The sequence below is a fragment of the Duganella sp. S19_KUP01_CR8 genome (genome assembly GCF_036688705.1).
Taxonomy (GTDB): domain Bacteria; phylum Pseudomonadota; class Gammaproteobacteria; order Burkholderiales; family Burkholderiaceae_D; genus Rugamonas.
Genome location: NZ_JAQQPR010000005.1, coordinates 1 through 16,559, shown reverse-complemented (window position 1 = coordinate 16,559; position 16,559 = coordinate 1). Strand labels below are relative to the sequence as shown.

Genomic DNA, 16,559 nt, shown 5'->3' with positions numbered 1-16,559 from the left:
GCTGAGGCGGCCAAGGCCGCCTCATGGCCACAGGGCGTTTTTTTATGCACGTTTGCCGAATCAACTACAATACGGTTCATAAGGGTTATCATCTGCATGACTGATCCGCTTTATCCACTTTTATGAGACTCTTATTGCGCTATGCGTCGTCCAAACAAAGATTCATCCCATAAGTTGTCTGCCGAGAGCCAGCGCCTCGTCACCTATGCCCTCGCAGTTGGGCAGGCGGCCAGCCGTATCGAAGAGCGCTCCTGGGAACACAGCCTCGATGCGCAGCTCCACAAACTCCTCAAGACCGGCCACCAGGAAACCATCGATTCGACCTTGAACAGCCTGTTCAAGGAAGACCTGAACGCGTACGACGTGTTGATGGATGGCGTGGAAGCGGTCAGCGAATCGAGCAGCATCACCGTCGAAACCGACGGCGTCGCCAAGCAGTACGACGTGCTGCTGGTGGCCGCGCCCATCCTGGCGTGGACCCGCTTCGCCATCGCTTCGGGCGCGATCCCGGCCGATATCCTGACCACGCTGTCGGCGCACTTCTCGGCCCACCTGCTGGCCGACGGTACGCACATGGCGATGTCGCCGACGCTGTTCTCGATCGACCAGCTGCCGCGCAGCCACGTCGAGACCTATGCCAAGGTGCACAAGCTGGCCCAGGCCGCGCTCAAGGGCACGGTGCTGAAGGCCGACACCAAGGTGCCGGAGACGGCGCCCTTCCTGGCCGACACCCGCTACCTGCTGGTGGCCGTGGTGGCGCCGGCGGGCGGCCCGCTGTTCCGTTGGCAGATGCCGGCCAACCAGGCCAACTTCGTCACCGAACGCACCACCGCGCTGGAACAGTGGCGCGCGCAGGTGACGCCGACCATCAACCGTTTGCTGCCGGGTTGCGGCGTCGAGCTGCTGCTGCCGGAGGCTTACTACATGGCCTGCCGCGAGGCGGACAAGTTGATCCGTCCGGTATCGATCCGCGCCGCCGTGCACTACCTGACGCATACGCTGGCGATCGAGCCGTCCGAACTGCGCGCGGTGATCGCCGGCTTCGGCGAGGAAAACGCCGACGGCCAGATCGACGAATACCGCGTGGCGTTCACGCAGCGTTCGTCGCCGGACGTGATCTACGGCGTGGTGTGGCCGCTGTACGGACAGGAAGATGAGGAAGGCACGCCGCCGGAAGGCCCGCTGCAAGGCGGCCCGGGCGGCGTGGTGCAGCAGCCGATCACGCCGGTGGAGGAGATCGTCAGCCACCTGAACGAGGCCGGCGTTACGCAGATCAAGAAGCACGGCGAGCGTTTCGTGGCCGAGTTCTGCGACGACTGCGGCGCGCCGCTGTTTGCCGACCCGGTCGGCGAACTGGCGCACGCGGAAATGCCCGAGGATACACCCACCGGCACCGAGCACTTCCACTGATGACAAAAGCCCCTCACGGGGCTTTTTATTTTTGTGGCGCGGCTGGCGCCGGCACTGGCTGAGGCAAATAGATGATGATGGGCTGCTGAGGTTGAGGCTGCGGCTGAGCTTGCACTGGAACCGGCCGTTCATCCAGCGTCCTGTTGGCCGCAAAATACAGGCCGCCGAAACCAATAAACATGCCGACCATCGAGGCCACCATCCAGCGGTAGCCCTCAGCCGACATCTTGTGCATTTCAGCACGCAAAGCCTCAATGTCCGCCTTCGTCGCTAGCGTCGGCAGGATGGCATTGTAGTGCGCCTCAAGCGCGGCAAATCGCTCGTTCTCCATCCAATCAGCTTAGTACAAATCCACCGAGCTACCAAGCCGAATACGGGTGTTTTATCAAGCTGGAGTTGAGGTAGCGCAGGTCAGCGGTGACTTCGTCGCCCACCCATTCCGGCTTGTCGAACGCCTGGTCTTCCGAGCTCAGTTCGATCTCGGCAACCACCAGTCCGGCGTTCGCGCCGAGGAACTCGTCGACTTCCCACACGTTGCCGGCGTAGTCTATGCGGCGGCGGTACTTCTCGATCAGCGGCTGCTCGCACAAGCGGTCCAGCAGCTCGACCGCGTCGGCCATCGGAATCGGATACTCCCACTCGCCGCGCGTGGCGCCAACGTTGCGGCCCTTGATCGTCATCACCGCCCGATCGCCCTCGATGCGCACCCGCACCACGCGCTCCTTGTGCGACGACAGATAGCCCTGGCGAAAAAACACCGGCTCGCCAAGGCTCTTCCACGCATCGCCGCGCAACAGGAACTTGCGCTCGATTTCAACGCCCATCTCAGGCGTCCAGCGACAGCAGGATAGGTTGCAGGATGGACGCGCCCAGCGCCGCGCTGCGGGCGCCGTTCCAGCCCACGTGCGGATCCGGCAGGTCGGCGTTGTCCTTGAACGGCATCTCCAGCGTCAGCGCCAGGCAGCCGAAGTGGTGGCCGACGTACTTGGACGCCAGGGTCAGCATGTCTTCCTTGTACTTGCTGGCGGCGTAGCCGTATTTATCCTGGAAGTCCGGGCTGGCGTTCTTGTAACGGTCGATGAAGTCCTGCTGCTTGACGCGGCGCTCTTCGCTGAAGTTCTCCAGCATCTCGTTACCGGCCACGAAGTTGTACGGCAGCGCCTCGTCGCCGTGGATGTCGAAGAACATGTCGATGCCGGTTTCGTGCATCTTCTGCTTCACGTACAGCACTTCCGGGCTGCGCTCGACGGATGGCGTCATCCACTCGCGATTCAGGTTGGCGCCCGAGGCGTTGGTGCGCAGGTTGCCGCGCACCGAGCCGTCCGGGTTCATGTTCGGCACGATGTAGAACACGCAGCGCTGCAGCAGCTTGCGGGCGATCGGGTTGGCGTCGTCCAGCAGCGAATCGATCAGGCCTTCGACAAACCACTCGGCCATCGATTCGCCAGGATGCTGGCGCGCGATGACCCAGATTTTCTTTTCCGCTTCCGGCTTGCCGATGACGACCAGGTTCATGTCGCGGCCGTCGATGGTGTTGCCCAGGTCGTGCACGCGGGCCAGCGGATGCTCGGCCACTTCGCCCAGCAGGCGCAGGTGGCGCTCGAACGAATACGGCTCGAAGTAGGCGTAGTACACGCTGTCGGTTTCCGGCGTGTGCTTGATGGTCATGATCTCGCCGTCGAAGGCGGTCGGCACGCGGAACCAGTTTTCGGTGTCGTAGCTGGCCACGGCCTGGTAGTCCTCGTAACCCTTGGCGTAGGTGGCCTGGCCGGCATTCAGGAAGCGCATGCGCACCTGCTGGCCGCGCGCGCCCTGCAGGCGGAAGTGGAACCACTGGTGGATGTCGGCGTGCGAGTCCTTGCGCAGATTCAGTTCGATCTCCGCCGCGCTGTCCGCGCGCAGCACCTCGATGGCGCCGGAGTCAAAGTTTTGGCTGATTTTGATAGTCATGTCGATCCAATATGAAGTGAATACCGATGACGCTATTTTACCAGCATGCTCCCTTCCCGCTGATAGCGGCTATGCCAGGACAAGGCCTGCTCCAGCACGTGCGGCGTCTGGCCGCCGCGCTTCAGCGCCTCGGCGAGGTAGGCGCGCAGTTGCGGGCGATAGTCGGGGTGGGCGCAGTGTTCGATGATCAGCGGCGCCCGTTCGCGCGGCGCCAGGCCGCGCAGGTCGGCCAGACCCCACTCCGTCACCAGCACGTCGACGTCATGCTCGGTGTGGTCGACGTGGGCGGCAAACGGCACCACGCTGGAAATGGCGCCGTCCTTGGCCACCGATTTACTGACGAACATCGATATCTGGGCGTTGCGGGCAAAGTCGCCCGAGCCGCCGATGCCGTTCATCATATGGGTGCCGCCGACATGGGTGGAATTGACGTTGCCGTAGATGTCGAACTCCAGCGCCGTGTTCAGCGCGATGAGGCCCAGCCTCCGCACCACCTCGGGATGGTTGCTGATCTCCTGCGGCCGCAGCACGATGCGCTCGCGGTACTGTTCCATGTTGAGGATGAATTTTTCATGCATCGCCGCCGACAGCGTGATCGACGACGCCGACGCCATATCCAGCTGGCCCGAGTCGAGCAGCTCGATCGCGCTGTCCTGCAGCACCTCCGAATACATGGTCATGTGGCGGAACGGCGAATCGATCAGGCCATGCAGCACCGCGTTGGCGATGGTGCCTATCCCCGCCTGCAGCGGCCGCAGCTCCGGCCCCATGCGGCCGGCCTGCACCTCGCCTTCCAGGAAGGCGACCACGTGGCGCGCGATGGCGTCGGTCTCGGCATCCCCCGGCAGCGCGTTGGAGGGGCTGTCCGGGCTGTCGGTGATGACGATGGCGGCGATGCGGTCGGGATGCACCGGGATCGAAGTCCAGCCCATGCGCTGCCACGGCGCCAGCAGAGGGATCGCGCCCCGGCGCGGCCGCGCGCCCGGGATGTAGATGTCATGAAAACCCTCCAGCGCCAGCGGCGCGCTCAGGTTGATCTCGACGATCACCATGCCCGCCTGCTGGGCGAAGTTGGCCGAGTTCCCGACCGACATGGTGGGTACGATGCCACCATCCGGCGTGATCGCCACCGCTTCAATGACAGCGATGTCGACCGCTTTCAGGTCGCCGGAGCGCAGCTGCTCCGCCGTCTCCGACAGGTGCTGGTCGATGAACATCACCTCGCCGGCGTTGATCTTGCGGCGCAGCGCGGCGTCGGCCTGGAACGGCATGCGGCGCGCGACCACGCCGGCGTTGGCCATCAGGCCGTCGCTGTCGTTGCCCAGCGAGGCGCCCGTCAGCAGCGTCAGGTTCAGCGGCTCGCCGCGGGCGCGCTCCACCAGCGCCAGCGGCAGCGCCTTGGCGTCGCCGGCGCGGGTGAAGCCGCTCATGCCGACGGTCATGCCGCTCTTGAACAAGCTGGCCGCCTGCGCGGCGCTCATCACTTTTTCCATCAGCGCCGGGTGGCGGATACGGTCTTCATACATGGCGATCTCCTCATTCTTTGATTCAGTATAGAATTCGAAGATCAGTCGCTGTATGACTTAAATTCCCACTTTCCAGTCGTTTTAGTCATGGACTTGCGATCGCTGCGCTACTTCGTCGAAACGGTCCGCCTGAACAGCTTCACCCAGGCGGCCGAGTCGCTGCACGTCACCCAATCGACCATCAGCAAGATGGTGCGGCAGCTGGAGCAGGAGGTCGGCGCCCAACTGCTGATACGCGACGGCCGCAAGCTGACGCTGACCGACACCGGCAGCGTGGTCTATGCGCGCGGCGAGCAGATGCTGGCCACCATGGCCCAGCTGACGGCGGAAGTGCGCGACACCCAGGCCGCCCAGCGCGGCCAGCTGACGATCGGCATACCGCCGATGATCAACCTGCTGTTCACGCCCGTGCTCAAGGCCTTCCGCCAGCGCCACCCCGACGTCGCGCTGACGCTGAGGGAGGATGCCGGCCAGGTGCTGGAGCGCCAGGTGGCGAGCGGAGAACTGGAGATCGGCATGACGGTGCTGCCGGCCGATCCGCAGCTGGACCTGCAGACGGCACCCATCGCCAGCTATCCGATCTGGGCGCTGGCCGCACGCGGCACGTTTCAAAAGCACCGCACCACGCTCAAGTTGAAGGCGCTGGCCGGCATGCCGCTGGTGCTGCTGAAGGATGATTTCGCGCTGACCCGCAGCCTGCGCCACGCCTTCAGCGCGGCCGGCTTCGCGCCGCAAATCGCCGCGCAAAGCGGTCAATGGGACTGGCTGGTGGCGATGGCCTCGGCCGGCATGGGCGTGGCGCTGCTGCCGGAACCGTTCATCCACCGACTGGCGATCGGCCATCTGGACGCGGTACGGCTGGTGGAACCGGAGTTGCAGTGGCAGGCGGCGCATATGTGGCGCGGCCCCTACCTGTCGCACGCGGCGCGCGCGTGGCTGGACGTGTGCCGGGACGTACTGCCCGCCTAGCCTAGGGCGGCGGCAGCTCGTGGATGGCGATGCCCTCGATGGGATCGATCTCGCGGTCCCAAGGCCGCAGCGCGATCATGCGCTGGGTGTCTTCATAGCCGGCCAGCCAGCGGGCGCGGATGCCGGCGGCGCTGAAGTCGATGTCCTTGGTGTGGTCCTCGTTGCCGATGCGCGGCGCCTTCAGCGACACCACGTGCATGGTGGTGCCGCAGCCCCACGAGGCCAGCTCGCGCACTTCGGGCGACATCGCCGCTTCGTCCGACAGGTGCAGCGTCAACTGGCGGATCACGTGGCGCAGCCGGTGCAGCTTGCGCTGCTGCTCGATATTGCTGGCGCGGCTGGCGTACTGGATCTCCTTGTACTTGTCCAGCACCTGCAACATGCTTTGCGGCTCGCCGCCGTCCGGGTTCCACACCTGCACCGAGAAGATCACCGAGCTGCGGCGCGGCTCGTCGTCGAGCACCGCCTCGATCGGCGTGTTGGAATAGATGCCGCCGTCCCAGTAGGGCTGGCCGTCGATGCGCACGGCCGGAAAGGCCGGCGGCAGCGCGCCGGAAGCCATCACGTGCGAGGCGCCCAGCGTGTCCTTGCGGCTGTCGAAATAGCGCATGCCGCCGGAGCGCGCATTGACCGCGCCGACCGTGAAGCGGGTGTCGCCATCGTTGAGGAGATCGAAATCGACCAGCGTGTCGAGCGTGGTGCGCAGCGGCGCGGTTTGATAGTAGGAGGCGTGTTCGACGCCGACCCTGGCGTCGGGATTCCACCATGAGCCGAGATTGGGTTCGAAGAAGGCCGGTATGCCCTGCCCCATCGTCACCGCGTTGGCCAGCGCGCGCGGCATGACGGAGAAGCCCAGCGCGTTCTGCTCCATGCGGTGCCAGAACTGGCGCAGCCGGTCCATGCGGTAGCGCGGCTCGTTGCCGGCGATGATGGCGCCGTTGATGGCGCCGATGGAAGTGCCGATCACCCAGTCCGGCTCGACGCCGGCTTCGTGCATGGCCTGGTAGACGCCCACCTGGTAGGCGCCCAACGCGCCGCCACCTTGCAGCGCCAGTACGACTTGCCCCGGCATTGAAGGCGACGACAGTGGGGCGGGTTTGCGATTCAAGTGTGACCTCCGGAAGGATGCGGACTACGCTGCACTGCACCATCCGATTGTAGTGCAATTCAGCGCGGCCCGCAGTCTTCCTTTAAGCCACCACGACACCCTTGGCCGCCAGCGCGGCGCGCACGCCGGCGCCGTAGGCCGGGTCGGCCTGGTCGAAGTGGGCCAGCTGGCGGGCGATGATCTCGGCGCTGACCTGGCTCAAGGGGCCGGCGATGTTGTCGAACAGGTTCTGCTGCTCCTGCGCCGGCATCAGGCGGAACAGATTACCGGCCTGGGTGTAATCGTCCTCCTTGCCGCGACCGTCGTAGCGGGCCGCGCCGCCTTGCAGCGCCAGCGCCGGTTCGCCGTGGCCCAGGCCTTGCGGCTGGCTGCCGCCCGCTTCGGTGGCCGCGTAGTTCTGCTCGGCGCCGCCGTTGGCGATCGCCATCGCGCCGTCGCGCTGCTGGTTGTGGAAGGGGCAGCGCGGCGCGTTCACCGGCAGGTGCTGATGGTTGGTGCCGACCCGGTACAGCTGGGCGTCGTGGTAGGCGAACAGGCGCGCTTGCAGCATCTTGTCCGGCGAGTAGCCCAGGCCGGGCACCACGTTCGAAGGCGACAGCGCGGCCTGCTCCACTTCCGCGTGGTAGTTCAGCGGGTTGCGGTTCAACTCGAACACGCCGACCGGGATCAGCGGGAAGTCCTTGTGCGGCCAGACCTTGGTCAGGTCGAACGGATTCCAGCCGGTGCGCGCTTCCCATGCGGCCAGTTCGGCCTCGGTCGCCACTTGCAGCTTGACGTCCCACTGCGGAAAGTCGCCGGCGGCGATGGCGCCGAACAGGTCGCGCTGCGCGTAGTCCGGATCGGTGCCGGCGATGCGGGTGGCTTCGGCGGCCGGCAGGTTCTTGATGCCCTGCCTGGTCTTCAAGTGCCATTTGACGTAGACCCGCTCACCGGCGGCGTTGATCAGGCTGAAGGTGTGGCTGCCGAAACCGTCCATGTGGCGGTAGCCGTCCGGCGTGCCGCGGTCGGAGAACAGCATCGTCACCTGGTGCAGGCTTTCCGGCGTCTTGCTCCAGAAGTCGAACATCATGGTCGGCGACTTCAGGTTGGTCTGCGGGTCGCGTTTCTGCGTGTGGATGAAGTCGGGGAACTTGATGCCGTCCTTGATGAAGAACATCGGCGTGTTGTTGCCGACCAGGTCCCAGTTGCCTTCCTCGGTGTAGAAGCGCATGGCGAAGCCGCGTGGATCGCGTTCGGTGTCGGCGCTGCCCTTCTCGCCGCCGACGGTGGAGAAGCGCACGAAGGTGTCGGTCTTCTTGCCGATCTCGGAGAACAGCCTGGCCTTGGTGTATTTGGTGATGTCGTGGGTGACGGTGAAGCTGCCGTAGGCGCCAGAACCCTTGGCGTGCACCACGCGCTCAGGGATGCGCTCGCGGTTGAAGTGCTGCAGCTTTTCGATCAGGTGGAAGTCTTGCAGCAGCAGCGGGCCACGCGGGCCGGCGCTGGCGGAGTTCTGGTTGTCGGCGACCGGGATGCCGGAGGCGGTGGTGATAGGTGGCTGGCTCATTGCTATGACTCCTCGTTGTTTGATAGTGAAATCATTCTACCCACACAACGTCATAAATAAAATCTATATATATTTATGGAATCGATAGTCATTGACAATGATAGCAGGCGTAAAAAAACCCGGGGTCAGGTCCCCCATTAGAGCATGAGCTCGGCTAGCAAAGCCGAGCTCATGCTCTAATGGGGGACCTGACCCCGGGTTTTACGCTTCGCTGATGCGCTTGGCGATGTGGGCCAGCGCGTCCTCGACCTGGTCGACCAGGATCAGGCACAGGTCGCCCTCCTTCAGGCGGCCCAGGGCGGTGTCGATGGCGAGGAACTCGCCGTAGATCTCCTGGATGTGGGTGGTGCGCGGCGCGCCGTTCAGGCCCGAACGCAACAGGCCCACCACTTCGCCGTCGACGCGGCCGCGTTGGCAGGCGTCTTCGTACAGGATCACGTCGTCGAAGGCGCGGCCAAGGATCTGCGTCTGCTGCGTGATGTCCTGGTCGCGGCGGTCGCCCGCGCCGCTGATGACCACCGAGCGGCGCTTGGCCGGCATGGTTTCCACCGCCTGCACCAGCGCCAGGATGGCGTCCGGATTGTGGCCGTAGTCGGCGATCAGCGTCGCGCCCTTGTAGTCGAACACGTTGAAGCGACCGGGCGCGTTGTCGGAATCGTTGGCGAAGGTTTTCAGGCCGAGGCGGATCGCGTCCCAGCTGATGCCCACGCCCCACGCGGCGGCGACCGACGCCATCACGTTCTCCACCTGGAAGCCGATGGCGCCGTTGCGGGTGATCGGCACTTCCGACAGCGCGATGCGCTGCAGGTTCTTGCCTTCGGCGGCGACCACATGGCCGTCTTCCACGTACACGGTGCGGCTGCCTTGCGCCAGGTGGGTGGCGATCACCGGATGGCCACGTTCGGCGCCGAAGAAGATCACCTTGCCACGGCAGTTGGCCGCCATGCCGGCGACGATAGGATCGATCGCGTTCAGCACGGCGAAGCCGCTCTCGGAGACGTTCTGCACGATCACGCGCTTCAGCACGGCCAGGTCTTCCACCGTGGTGATGTAGTTCAGGCCGAGGTGGTCGCCGCTGCCGATGTTGGTGACGACGGCAACCTGGCAGCGGTCGAAGGCCAGGCCTTCGCGCAGCACGCCGCCGCGCGCGGTTTCGAATACCGCCGCGTCGACGTCCGGGTGCAGCAGCACGTTGCGGGCGCTGCGCGGACCGCTGCAATCGCCGCTATCGGTCTGGCGGCCTTCGATGTAGACGCCGTCGGTGTTGGTCATGCCGGTGCGCAAGCCGCTGGCGGTCAGCAGGTGGGCGATCAGGCGCACGGTGGTGGTCTTGCCGTTGGTGCCGGTGACGGCGACCACCGGAATGCGGCCGTTCTCGCCCGGCGCGAACATGGTGTTGACGATAGCCTCGCCCACCGCGCGGCCCTTGCCGAACGACGGCGCGATGTGCATGCGCAGGCCGGGAGCGGCGTTGACTTCGACCACGCCGCCGCGCTGGTTCTCGATCGGTTGCAGCACGCCGTCGCAGACCACGTCGACGCCGCAGATATCGAGGCCGATCATCTGCGCCGCTTCCACCGCGCGCGCCGCCACTTCAGGGTGCACGTCGTCGGTGACGTCGGTGGCGGTGCCGCCGGTCGACAGGTTGGCGTTGTTGCGCAGGATGACGCGCTGGCCCTTGCCGGGAATCGAATCGGCTTCCAGGTCTTGCAGCGCCAGGCGCGCCAGGGCGATGTCGTCGAAGCGGATCTTGGTCAGCGAGGTCGAATGGCCGCTGCCGCGGCGCGGGTCGGCATTGACGATGTTGACCAGTTCACGCACGGTGTGCACGCCGTCGCCCACCACTTGCGGCGGATCGCGGCGCGCCGCCGCCACCAGCTTGTTGCCGATGACGAGCAGGCGATAATCGTGGCCCGGCAGGTAGCGCTCGACCATGATGTCGTCGCGGAATTCCTTGGCCGTGTGGAAGGCTTTTTCCAGGTGCTCCTTCGACATCACGTTGACCGTGACGCCCTTGCCCTGGTTGCCGTCCTTCGGCTTGACCACCACCGGCAGGCCGATTTCCAGCGCGGCCGCCCAGGCGTCTTCCGCGTCTTCGACCGAGCGGCCGATAGGCACCGGCACGCCGGCCGCGTGCAGCAGTTTCTTGGTCAGTTCCTTGTCCTGCGCGATCGATTCGCCGATGGCGCTGGTGCTGTCCATCTCGGCGGCCTGGATGCGGCGCTGGCGCGAGCCCCAGCCGAACATCACCATGCTGCCTTCGGTCAGGCGGCGGATCGGGATGTCGCGCGCGACGGCGGCGCTGACGATGGCGCCGGTGCTAGGGCCCAGGCGCACGTCTTCATCGAGGTCGCGCAATTCGTTCAGCGCGCCGGTCAGGTCGAACGGGGTGTCGGCCAGGGCCGCGTTGATCAGGTTGTGCGCCAGGGTCATCGCCAGGCGGCCGACCGCTTCTTCGGTGTACTCGACCACGGTCTGGTAAATACCGTCTTCCAGCGTGGCCGTGGTGCGGCTGAAGGTGACCGGGCAGCCGGCCTGCGCTTGCAGGCTCAGTGCCGCTACTTCCAGCACGCGCGCCAGCGGCACGGCGTCGGTGTGGCCGGTGGTTTGCAGGGCGCCGATGGCGGGAAAGCGCGCGTGCAGGCGCTGCTCGAAGCCGGGCAGCGTGGCGATCGACTGCTCCTCGGGCGGGCACGATACGATCACTTCCACCGCCGTGTGGTGGCTCCAAAGATTCGGGCCGCGAAGGGCGCGGGTGCGGATGACTTCCATAAATCTGCTTGTTCTTTCAGTGATGTATCAGTGATGAGTTCGCTTTGGGTTCGCATCAAACGTGCGCAGGCCGGCGCCGATCAGCTCCGGCGACAGGCCCAGCGCCCAGCCGGCGGCGATCGCGGCCAGCACGGCTTCCGGCGGCACCAGCGGCGACAGCGGCAGGCTGGCGGCATCGTCGTAGCCTTGCGCCAGCACGATGCGCTCGGCGCGTTGGAACACCACGCGCTTGCCGTCCTGGCGGTGTTCGGCGATGGCGGCCAGGTGTTCGTCGACGCCGTAGAAGATCACTTCGCCGTCGCACAGCTCGGCCATGTCGACCACTTGCGCGTCGGCGGCGTTGAGCACCGCCACGCCGCTCGGCAGGATGACGTCGACCTGGGTGCGCAGCACGCCGTACAGCTTGTCGAGGCTAGGGATATGGAACTCGGCCACGTCTTCGAAATCGCTGACGTCGGTGACCACGCCGACCGCGCACTTGTCGTAGGCCAGGCCTTCGGTCAGGATCATGCGGGCGCTGGCTTCGAACACGCCGGCTTCGACGTTTTTATTCAGCAGCAGCCGCTCGCCGGTTTCCCAGTCGCTGAAGCCGTCGCGCGGCAGCAGGCGGCCGTTGACGAACAAGCCGTCGGCGCAGGCCAGGCCGACCTTCTTGCCGCTGATTTGCAGCAGCCAGGCGATCAGGCGCGAGGCCATGGTGGTGCCGTGCTTGCCGGTGATGCCGACGATCGGCATGCGGCCGCCCTGCTCCGGCGCGAACAGATGGTCGACGATGGCTTCGCCGACGTTGCGCGGCTCGCCGCTGGCCGGCTTCAGGTGGGCCAGCAGGCCCGGACTGGCGTTGACTTCGATGATGGCGCCGCCCGTTTCATGCAGCGGGCGCGAGATGTCGGCGGCCACCACGTCGATGCCGGCGATGTCCAGGCCGACCACGCGCGCGGCCAGCGTGGCCATCGCGGCCACTTGCGGGTGCACCTGGTCGGTGACGTCGAAGGCGACGTTGCCGTTCGGCTGGATCAGCACTTTCTGGCCGTCCTGCGGCACCGAATAGGCGGTCATGCCCTGGCGCTCCAGCTCCAGGATGATCTCGGCGCCGTGCTCGGGCGCCAGCGCGTTCAGCGGCGAATCCTCGGTGGTGCCGCGGCGCGGATCGGTGTTGATCTGGTCGTCGACCAGCTCGATGATGTTCGATTTGCCGTCGCCGGTGACCCACAGCGATTCGCCGGCGGCCGCCGCGATCAGGCGCTTGCCCACCACCAGCAGGCGGTGTTCGTTGCCGGCGATGAAGCGCTCGACGATCACGCTCTTGCTGTCGCCCTTGCGCGCGGCCAGCGCGTAGGCGGCGGTGACGTCGGCTTCGGTCATCAGGTTGAGCGAGACGCCGCGGCCGTGGTTGCCGTCGTACGGCTTGACCACCACCGGCACGCCGATGTCCTGCGCCGCTTCCCAGGCCGCTTCGGCGCTGGTGACCAGCTCGCCTTCGGGCACCGGCACGCCGCAGGAGGCCAGCAGCGACTTGGTCAAGTCCTTGTCGCTGGCGATGCCTTCGGCGATGGCGCTGGTTTCCTCGGTCTCGGCGGTCCAGATGCGGCGCTGCATGGCGCCGTGGCCCAGCTGCACCAGGTTGCCGTCGGTCAGGCGGATCGATGGGATCTTGCGCACGGTGGCGGCGTCGACGATGTTGGCGGTGCTCGGTCCCAGGCAGACCGACTCGACCAGGTCGGTCAGGTCGATAATGGTGGCGGCCAGGTCGTAAGGCTTGTCTTCGATCATCGCCATCAGCAGCTCGCAGCCGGCGGCCAGCGCGGCGCGCCCCACCTGCTCCTGGCGGGTGCGGAAGGCCATCTTGTACAGGCCGGTGCCGTCGCCGATCTGGCGCGTCTTGCCGAAGCCGGTCTTCATGCCGGCCAGGTTTTGCAGTTCCAGCACCACGTGTTCGAGGATGTGGCCGGCATAGGTGCCGTCGCGCAGGCGCTCGAGGAAGCCGCCGTGCTCGCCCACGCCGCAGCGGTGAACGATCAGCCCCGGCAGGATCGCGGTCAGGCGCTCATACAAGCCAGGCAACAAATTCGAGGGAAATTTCTCCAGTTCGCCAATGTCCAGCCACGCCTCGATCACCGGGCGATAGGTCCAGATGTTGGGTCCGCGCAAATGGGTTACGCGGAGAACTTCTATGTCTTTCTTCTTGGTCATGTTTCTATTCTTGTATCTTTGTTATCAGCCGTGGCCAGCCCGCGCCGTATTTTAACCTCTGTACCACCGCCGGCGGCCAAATTGCATTTGGTCCAACCTGCGCGTGCGTTATACTTGCCGCCAACAAAACACTGGTTATTCTTGATTTCTGTCAAGGATGTAACCAATGACAGAATACCGTAAATAAAGCACTTATATCAGTCGCAACTTCGACTAGTTCCACCTTTGTTCCACCTTTTCGCCACCGGAGTACGCTGCACGATGACAACAGAACAACTTTCCTCCAACTCCAGCCAGAGCGAGCTTCCTGAACGCTGGCGTTCCGAGATACAGGCACAACTTTCCCAAGGGGAAAACGTTGTAAGTGCCCTGGAGGTTGACTTGGATGAACAACTTCGTTTCGCCAAGGGGATAATTCTCGTCACCGAACGCGGCGTGCTGGCGCGCGCGCCGGGCCGCAGCGACTGGCAACGTTGGCCTTTCGCTAAGGATTTGGCGCTCAAACACCACGACCACGCGGGCGTCGGCCACCTGGAGCTGATCGACGACGGCGGCCGCCTGGGCGCCTGGCGCTTCACGCTGGGCCAGAACCTGCATGCGATCCGCCTGGTCGAGCAATTCGCCGCGCACCGCGACAGCCATGCGACCGGCACGCCGGTGGCGCGCGAGGAAAAAAACGTCTGCCCGAGCTGCAAGGCGCCGCTGGAGCCGGAACAGGAAGAGTGCCCGATCTGCACCAAGGTGGTCTACACGCCGCCGTCGACCTGGACGCTGTTCCGCCTGTGGCGTTTCGCCAAGCCGTACAAGCTGCCGCTGGGCTTCGGCTTCGCGCTGATGCTGCTGTCGACCGGCGCGCACATGATCCCGCCCTACCTGACCATCCCGCTGATGGACAAGGTGCTGATCCCCTACCAGAACGGGCAGCCGGTCGATGCCTCGCTGGTGGCGCTGTACATGTCGGGCCTGGTGGCGTCGGCGGTGCTGGCGTGGGTGCTGGGCTGGGGCAAGACCTATGTGCTGGCGCTGGTGTCGGAGCGCATCGGCGCCGACCTGCGCACCGAGACGTATGACCACCTGCTGCGGCTGTCGCTGGAATACTTCGGCGGCAAGCGCACCGGCGATTTGATGTCGCGCATCGGCAGCGAGAGTGACCGCATCTGCGTGTTCCTGTCGCTGCACTTGCTGGACTTCGCGTCGGACTGCCTGATGATCATCATGACCGGCGTGATCCTGTTCTCGATCGACCCGTGGCTGGCGCTGTTCACGCTGCTGCCGCTGCCGTTCATCGCGTGGCTGATCCACGTGGTGCGCGACCGCCTGCGCACCGGCTTCGAAAAGATCGACCGCGTGTGGGGCGAAGTGACCAACGTGCTGGCCGACACCATCCCCGGTATCCGCGTGGTGAAGGCGTTCGCGCAGGAGTCGCGCGAAGCGTCGCGCTTCCGCACCGCCAACAAGCACAATCTGGCGGTCAACGACAAGCTCAATAAAATCTGGTCGCTGTTCTCGCCGACCGTGTCCTTCCTGACGGAGCTGGGCCTGCTGGTGATCTGGGTGTTCGGCATCTACCAGGTGTCCAAGGGCCATATCACGGTTGGCGTGCTGTCGGCCTTCATCGCCTACTCCAGCCGCTTCTACGGCCGCCTGGATTCGATGAGCCGCATCGTCTCGGTGACGCAGAAATCGGCGTCGGCCGCCAAGCGCATCTTCGACATTCTCGACCACGTGTCGTCGGTGCCCGAACCCACCAATCCGGTCAAGCTGGCCAAGGTCGATGGCAACATCACCTTGCGCGAAGTGGGCTTCCGCTACGGTAACCGCGCCGTCAACCGCGGCATTTCGCTCGACATCAAGGCCGGCGAGATGATCGGCCTGGTGGGCCATTCGGGCTCCGGCAAATCGACGCTGGTCAACCTGATCTGCCGCTTCTACGACGTGTCGGAAGGCGCGATCATGCTGGACGGCGTGGACATCCGCTCGTTCGCGGTGTCGGACTATCGCCGCAACATCGGCCTGGTGCTGCAGGAGCCGTTCCTGTTCTTCGGCACCATCGCCGAGAACCTGGCCTACGGCAAGCCGGAAGCGACGCGCGCCGAGATCATCGCCGCCGCGCGCGCCGCGCACGCGCACGAATTCATCCTGCGCCTGCCGCAGGGTTACGATTCGATGGTGGGCGAGCGCGGACAGGGCTTGTCCGGCGGCGAGCGCCAGCGCATCTCGATCGCGCGCGCGCTGCTGATCGATCCGAAGATCCTGATCCTCGACGAGGCCACGTCCTCGGTCGACTCCGAGACCGAAAAAGAAATCCAGCGCGCGCTGGAAAACCTGGTGCAAGGCCGCACCACGATCGCCATCGCGCACCGCCTGTCGACCTTGCAGAAGGCGGACCGGCTGGTGGTGCTGGACCGCGGCGTGGTGGTGGAAGAAGGTCCGCACGACGACCTGATGGCGCGCGAAGGCGCCTACTTCCGCCTGTATCAGGCGCAGGCCCGCAACGTCGACACGGATCTCGACGACAGCGGCAGCAAAGAATAAGAGAACAAGAATATGACGACGAAATTTGATTTGACACGCAATCCCTTCGGCCGCCTGGTGTTGACCACGGCCGAGGGCGAAGTGCACGAGAGCGTGGCGCCGGTGCGCGCCTTCCCGGTGCAGGCGCCGGACGACGGCATCGCGCTGGTGAGCACCGACGGCAAGGAAGTGGGCTGGATCGACCGCATCGAGGACTTGCCGGCGGCCGTGGGCCAGCTGGTGCGCGAGGAGCTGGAGGGACGCGAGTTCATGCCGGAGATCGCGCGCATCAACAGCGTGACCAGCTTCGCCACGCCGTGCACATGGTCGGTGGCGACCGATCGCGGCGACACCGAGTTCGTGCTGCGCGGCGAGGAAGACATCCGCCGCCTGACGGTGGACACGCTCTTGATCTCCGACATCCACGGCATCCACTACCTGATCCGCGACGTGCGCGATCTGGATAAACACAGCAAGAAAATCCTCGACCGCTTCCTGTAAGCGTAATCCGGGGTCAGGTCCGCCATTAGAGCATGAGCTCGGCTGATTAGCCGAACTCATGCTCTAATGG

General features: G+C 65.3%; 12 protein-coding genes. 4 read left to right on the top strand and 8 right to left on the bottom strand.

The annotated features are described in order from the left end of the window. Positions 1–141: 141 nt before the first annotated feature. Positions 142–1,410, top strand: a complete 1,269-nt coding sequence (locus V6M89_RS06360) for a DUF2863 family protein (protein ID WP_332852417.1) — start codon at positions 142–144, stop codon at positions 1,408–1,410. A 25-nt stretch (positions 1,411–1,435) separates the two neighbouring features. Here the strand turns inward: V6M89_RS06360 and V6M89_RS06355 are convergent, their stop codons facing one another. Genes V6M89_RS06355 through V6M89_RS06340 form a run of 4 tightly spaced genes read right to left on the bottom strand, consistent with a single transcriptional unit; the run spans position 1,436 to position 4,886 of the window. Continuing rightward, a complete protein-coding gene (locus tag V6M89_RS06355; protein WP_332852416.1) occupies positions 1,436–1,741 on the bottom strand; it encodes a hypothetical protein in 306 nt (101 codons plus the stop codon). Between the two features lie 28 nt (positions 1,742–1,769). Next, complete coding sequence (locus V6M89_RS06350; protein ID WP_332852415.1) at positions 1,770–2,234, bottom strand: CYTH domain-containing protein; 465 nt, start codon at positions 2,232–2,234, stop codon at positions 1,770–1,772. Position 2,235: 1 nt separating this feature from the next. Beyond that, complete coding sequence (locus V6M89_RS06345) at positions 2,236–3,360, bottom strand: M14 family metallopeptidase (RefSeq protein WP_332852414.1); 1,125 nt, start codon at positions 3,358–3,360, stop codon at positions 2,236–2,238. Positions 3,361–3,392: 32 nt separating this feature from the next. Further along, a complete protein-coding gene (locus V6M89_RS06340; RefSeq protein WP_332852413.1) occupies positions 3,393–4,886 on the bottom strand; it encodes an acetyl-CoA hydrolase/transferase family protein in 1,494 nt (497 codons plus the stop codon). A gap of 87 nt (positions 4,887–4,973) precedes the next feature. On the opposite strand from V6M89_RS06340, the gene V6M89_RS06335 reads away from it, so the two are divergent. Beyond that, positions 4,974–5,855, top strand: coding sequence for a LysR substrate-binding domain-containing protein (locus V6M89_RS06335; protein WP_332852412.1), 882 nt, complete (start codon positions 4,974–4,976; stop codon positions 5,853–5,855). Position 5,856: 1 nt separating this feature from the next. Here V6M89_RS06335 and V6M89_RS06330 read toward each other — a convergent pair whose 3' ends face one another. From V6M89_RS06330 to V6M89_RS06315, 4 genes are all read right to left on the bottom strand, one after another. Beyond that, complete coding sequence (locus V6M89_RS06330; protein WP_332852612.1) at positions 5,857–6,927, bottom strand: patatin-like phospholipase family protein; 1,071 nt, start codon at positions 6,925–6,927, stop codon at positions 5,857–5,859. Positions 6,928–7,045: 118 nt separating this feature from the next. Continuing rightward, entirely contained in the window at positions 7,046–8,509 is a 1,464-nt protein-coding gene (locus V6M89_RS06325) for a catalase (RefSeq protein WP_332852411.1), read from the bottom strand. 201 nt (positions 8,510–8,710) lie between these two features. Next, positions 8,711–11,281, bottom strand: a complete 2,571-nt coding sequence (gene cphA, locus V6M89_RS06320) for a cyanophycin synthetase (protein ID WP_332852410.1) — start codon at positions 11,279–11,281, stop codon at positions 8,711–8,713. A gap of 27 nt (positions 11,282–11,308) precedes the next feature. Then, a complete protein-coding gene (locus V6M89_RS06315) occupies positions 11,309–13,474 on the bottom strand; it encodes a cyanophycin synthetase (protein WP_332852409.1) in 2,166 nt (721 codons plus the stop codon). Between the two features lie 261 nt (positions 13,475–13,735). Between V6M89_RS06315 and V6M89_RS06310 the strand changes: the two genes are divergently transcribed. Both V6M89_RS06310 and V6M89_RS06305 read left to right on the top strand, forming a co-directional pair. Next, positions 13,736–16,009, top strand: a complete 2,274-nt coding sequence (locus V6M89_RS06310) for a cyanophycin metabolism-associated ABC transporter (RefSeq protein WP_332852408.1) — start codon at positions 13,736–13,738, stop codon at positions 16,007–16,009. A gap of 12 nt (positions 16,010–16,021) precedes the next feature. Continuing rightward, positions 16,022–16,489 carry a cyanophycin metabolism-associated DUF1854 family protein gene (locus V6M89_RS06305; RefSeq protein ID WP_332852407.1) on the top strand — a complete coding sequence of 156 codons (468 nt, stop codon included), beginning with the start codon at positions 16,022–16,024 and terminating at the stop codon, positions 16,487–16,489. The last annotated feature ends 70 nt before the right edge of the window (positions 16,490–16,559 follow it).

Bases quoted from the DNA above. Each gene is read 5' to 3' on its own strand.
- V6M89_RS06360 (WP_332852417.1), top strand. From the start codon at position 142: ATGCGTCGTCCAAACAAAGATTCATCCCATAAGTTGTCTGCCGAGAGC.
- V6M89_RS06355 (WP_332852416.1), bottom strand. From the start codon at position 1,741: ATGGAGAACGAGCGATTTGCCGCGCTTGAGGCGCACTACAATGCCATC.
- V6M89_RS06350 (WP_332852415.1), bottom strand. From the start codon at position 2,234: ATGGGCGTTGAAATCGAGCGCAAGTTCCTGTTGCGCGGCGATGCGTGG.
- V6M89_RS06345 (WP_332852414.1), bottom strand. From the start codon at position 3,360: ATGACTATCAAAATCAGCCAAAACTTTGACTCCGGCGCCATCGAGGTG.
- V6M89_RS06340 (WP_332852413.1), bottom strand. From the start codon at position 4,886: ATGTATGAAGACCGTATCCGCCACCCGGCGCTGATGGAAAAAGTGATG.
- V6M89_RS06335 (WP_332852412.1), top strand. From the start codon at position 4,974: ATGGACTTGCGATCGCTGCGCTACTTCGTCGAAACGGTCCGCCTGAAC.
- V6M89_RS06330 (WP_332852612.1), bottom strand. From the start codon at position 6,927: ATGCCGGGGCAAGTCGTACTGGCGCTGCAAGGTGGCGGCGCGTTGGGC.
- V6M89_RS06325 (WP_332852411.1), bottom strand. From the start codon at position 8,509: ATGAGCCAGCCACCTATCACCACCGCCTCCGGCATCCCGGTCGCCGAC.
- cphA (WP_332852410.1), bottom strand. From the start codon at position 11,281: ATGGAAGTCATCCGCACCCGCGCCCTTCGCGGCCCGAATCTTTGGAGC.
- V6M89_RS06315 (WP_332852409.1), bottom strand. From the start codon at position 13,474: ATGACCAAGAAGAAAGACATAGAAGTTCTCCGCGTAACCCATTTGCGC.
- V6M89_RS06310 (WP_332852408.1), top strand. From the start codon at position 13,736: ATGACAACAGAACAACTTTCCTCCAACTCCAGCCAGAGCGAGCTTCCT.
- V6M89_RS06305 (WP_332852407.1), top strand. From the start codon at position 16,022: ATGACGACGAAATTTGATTTGACACGCAATCCCTTCGGCCGCCTGGTG.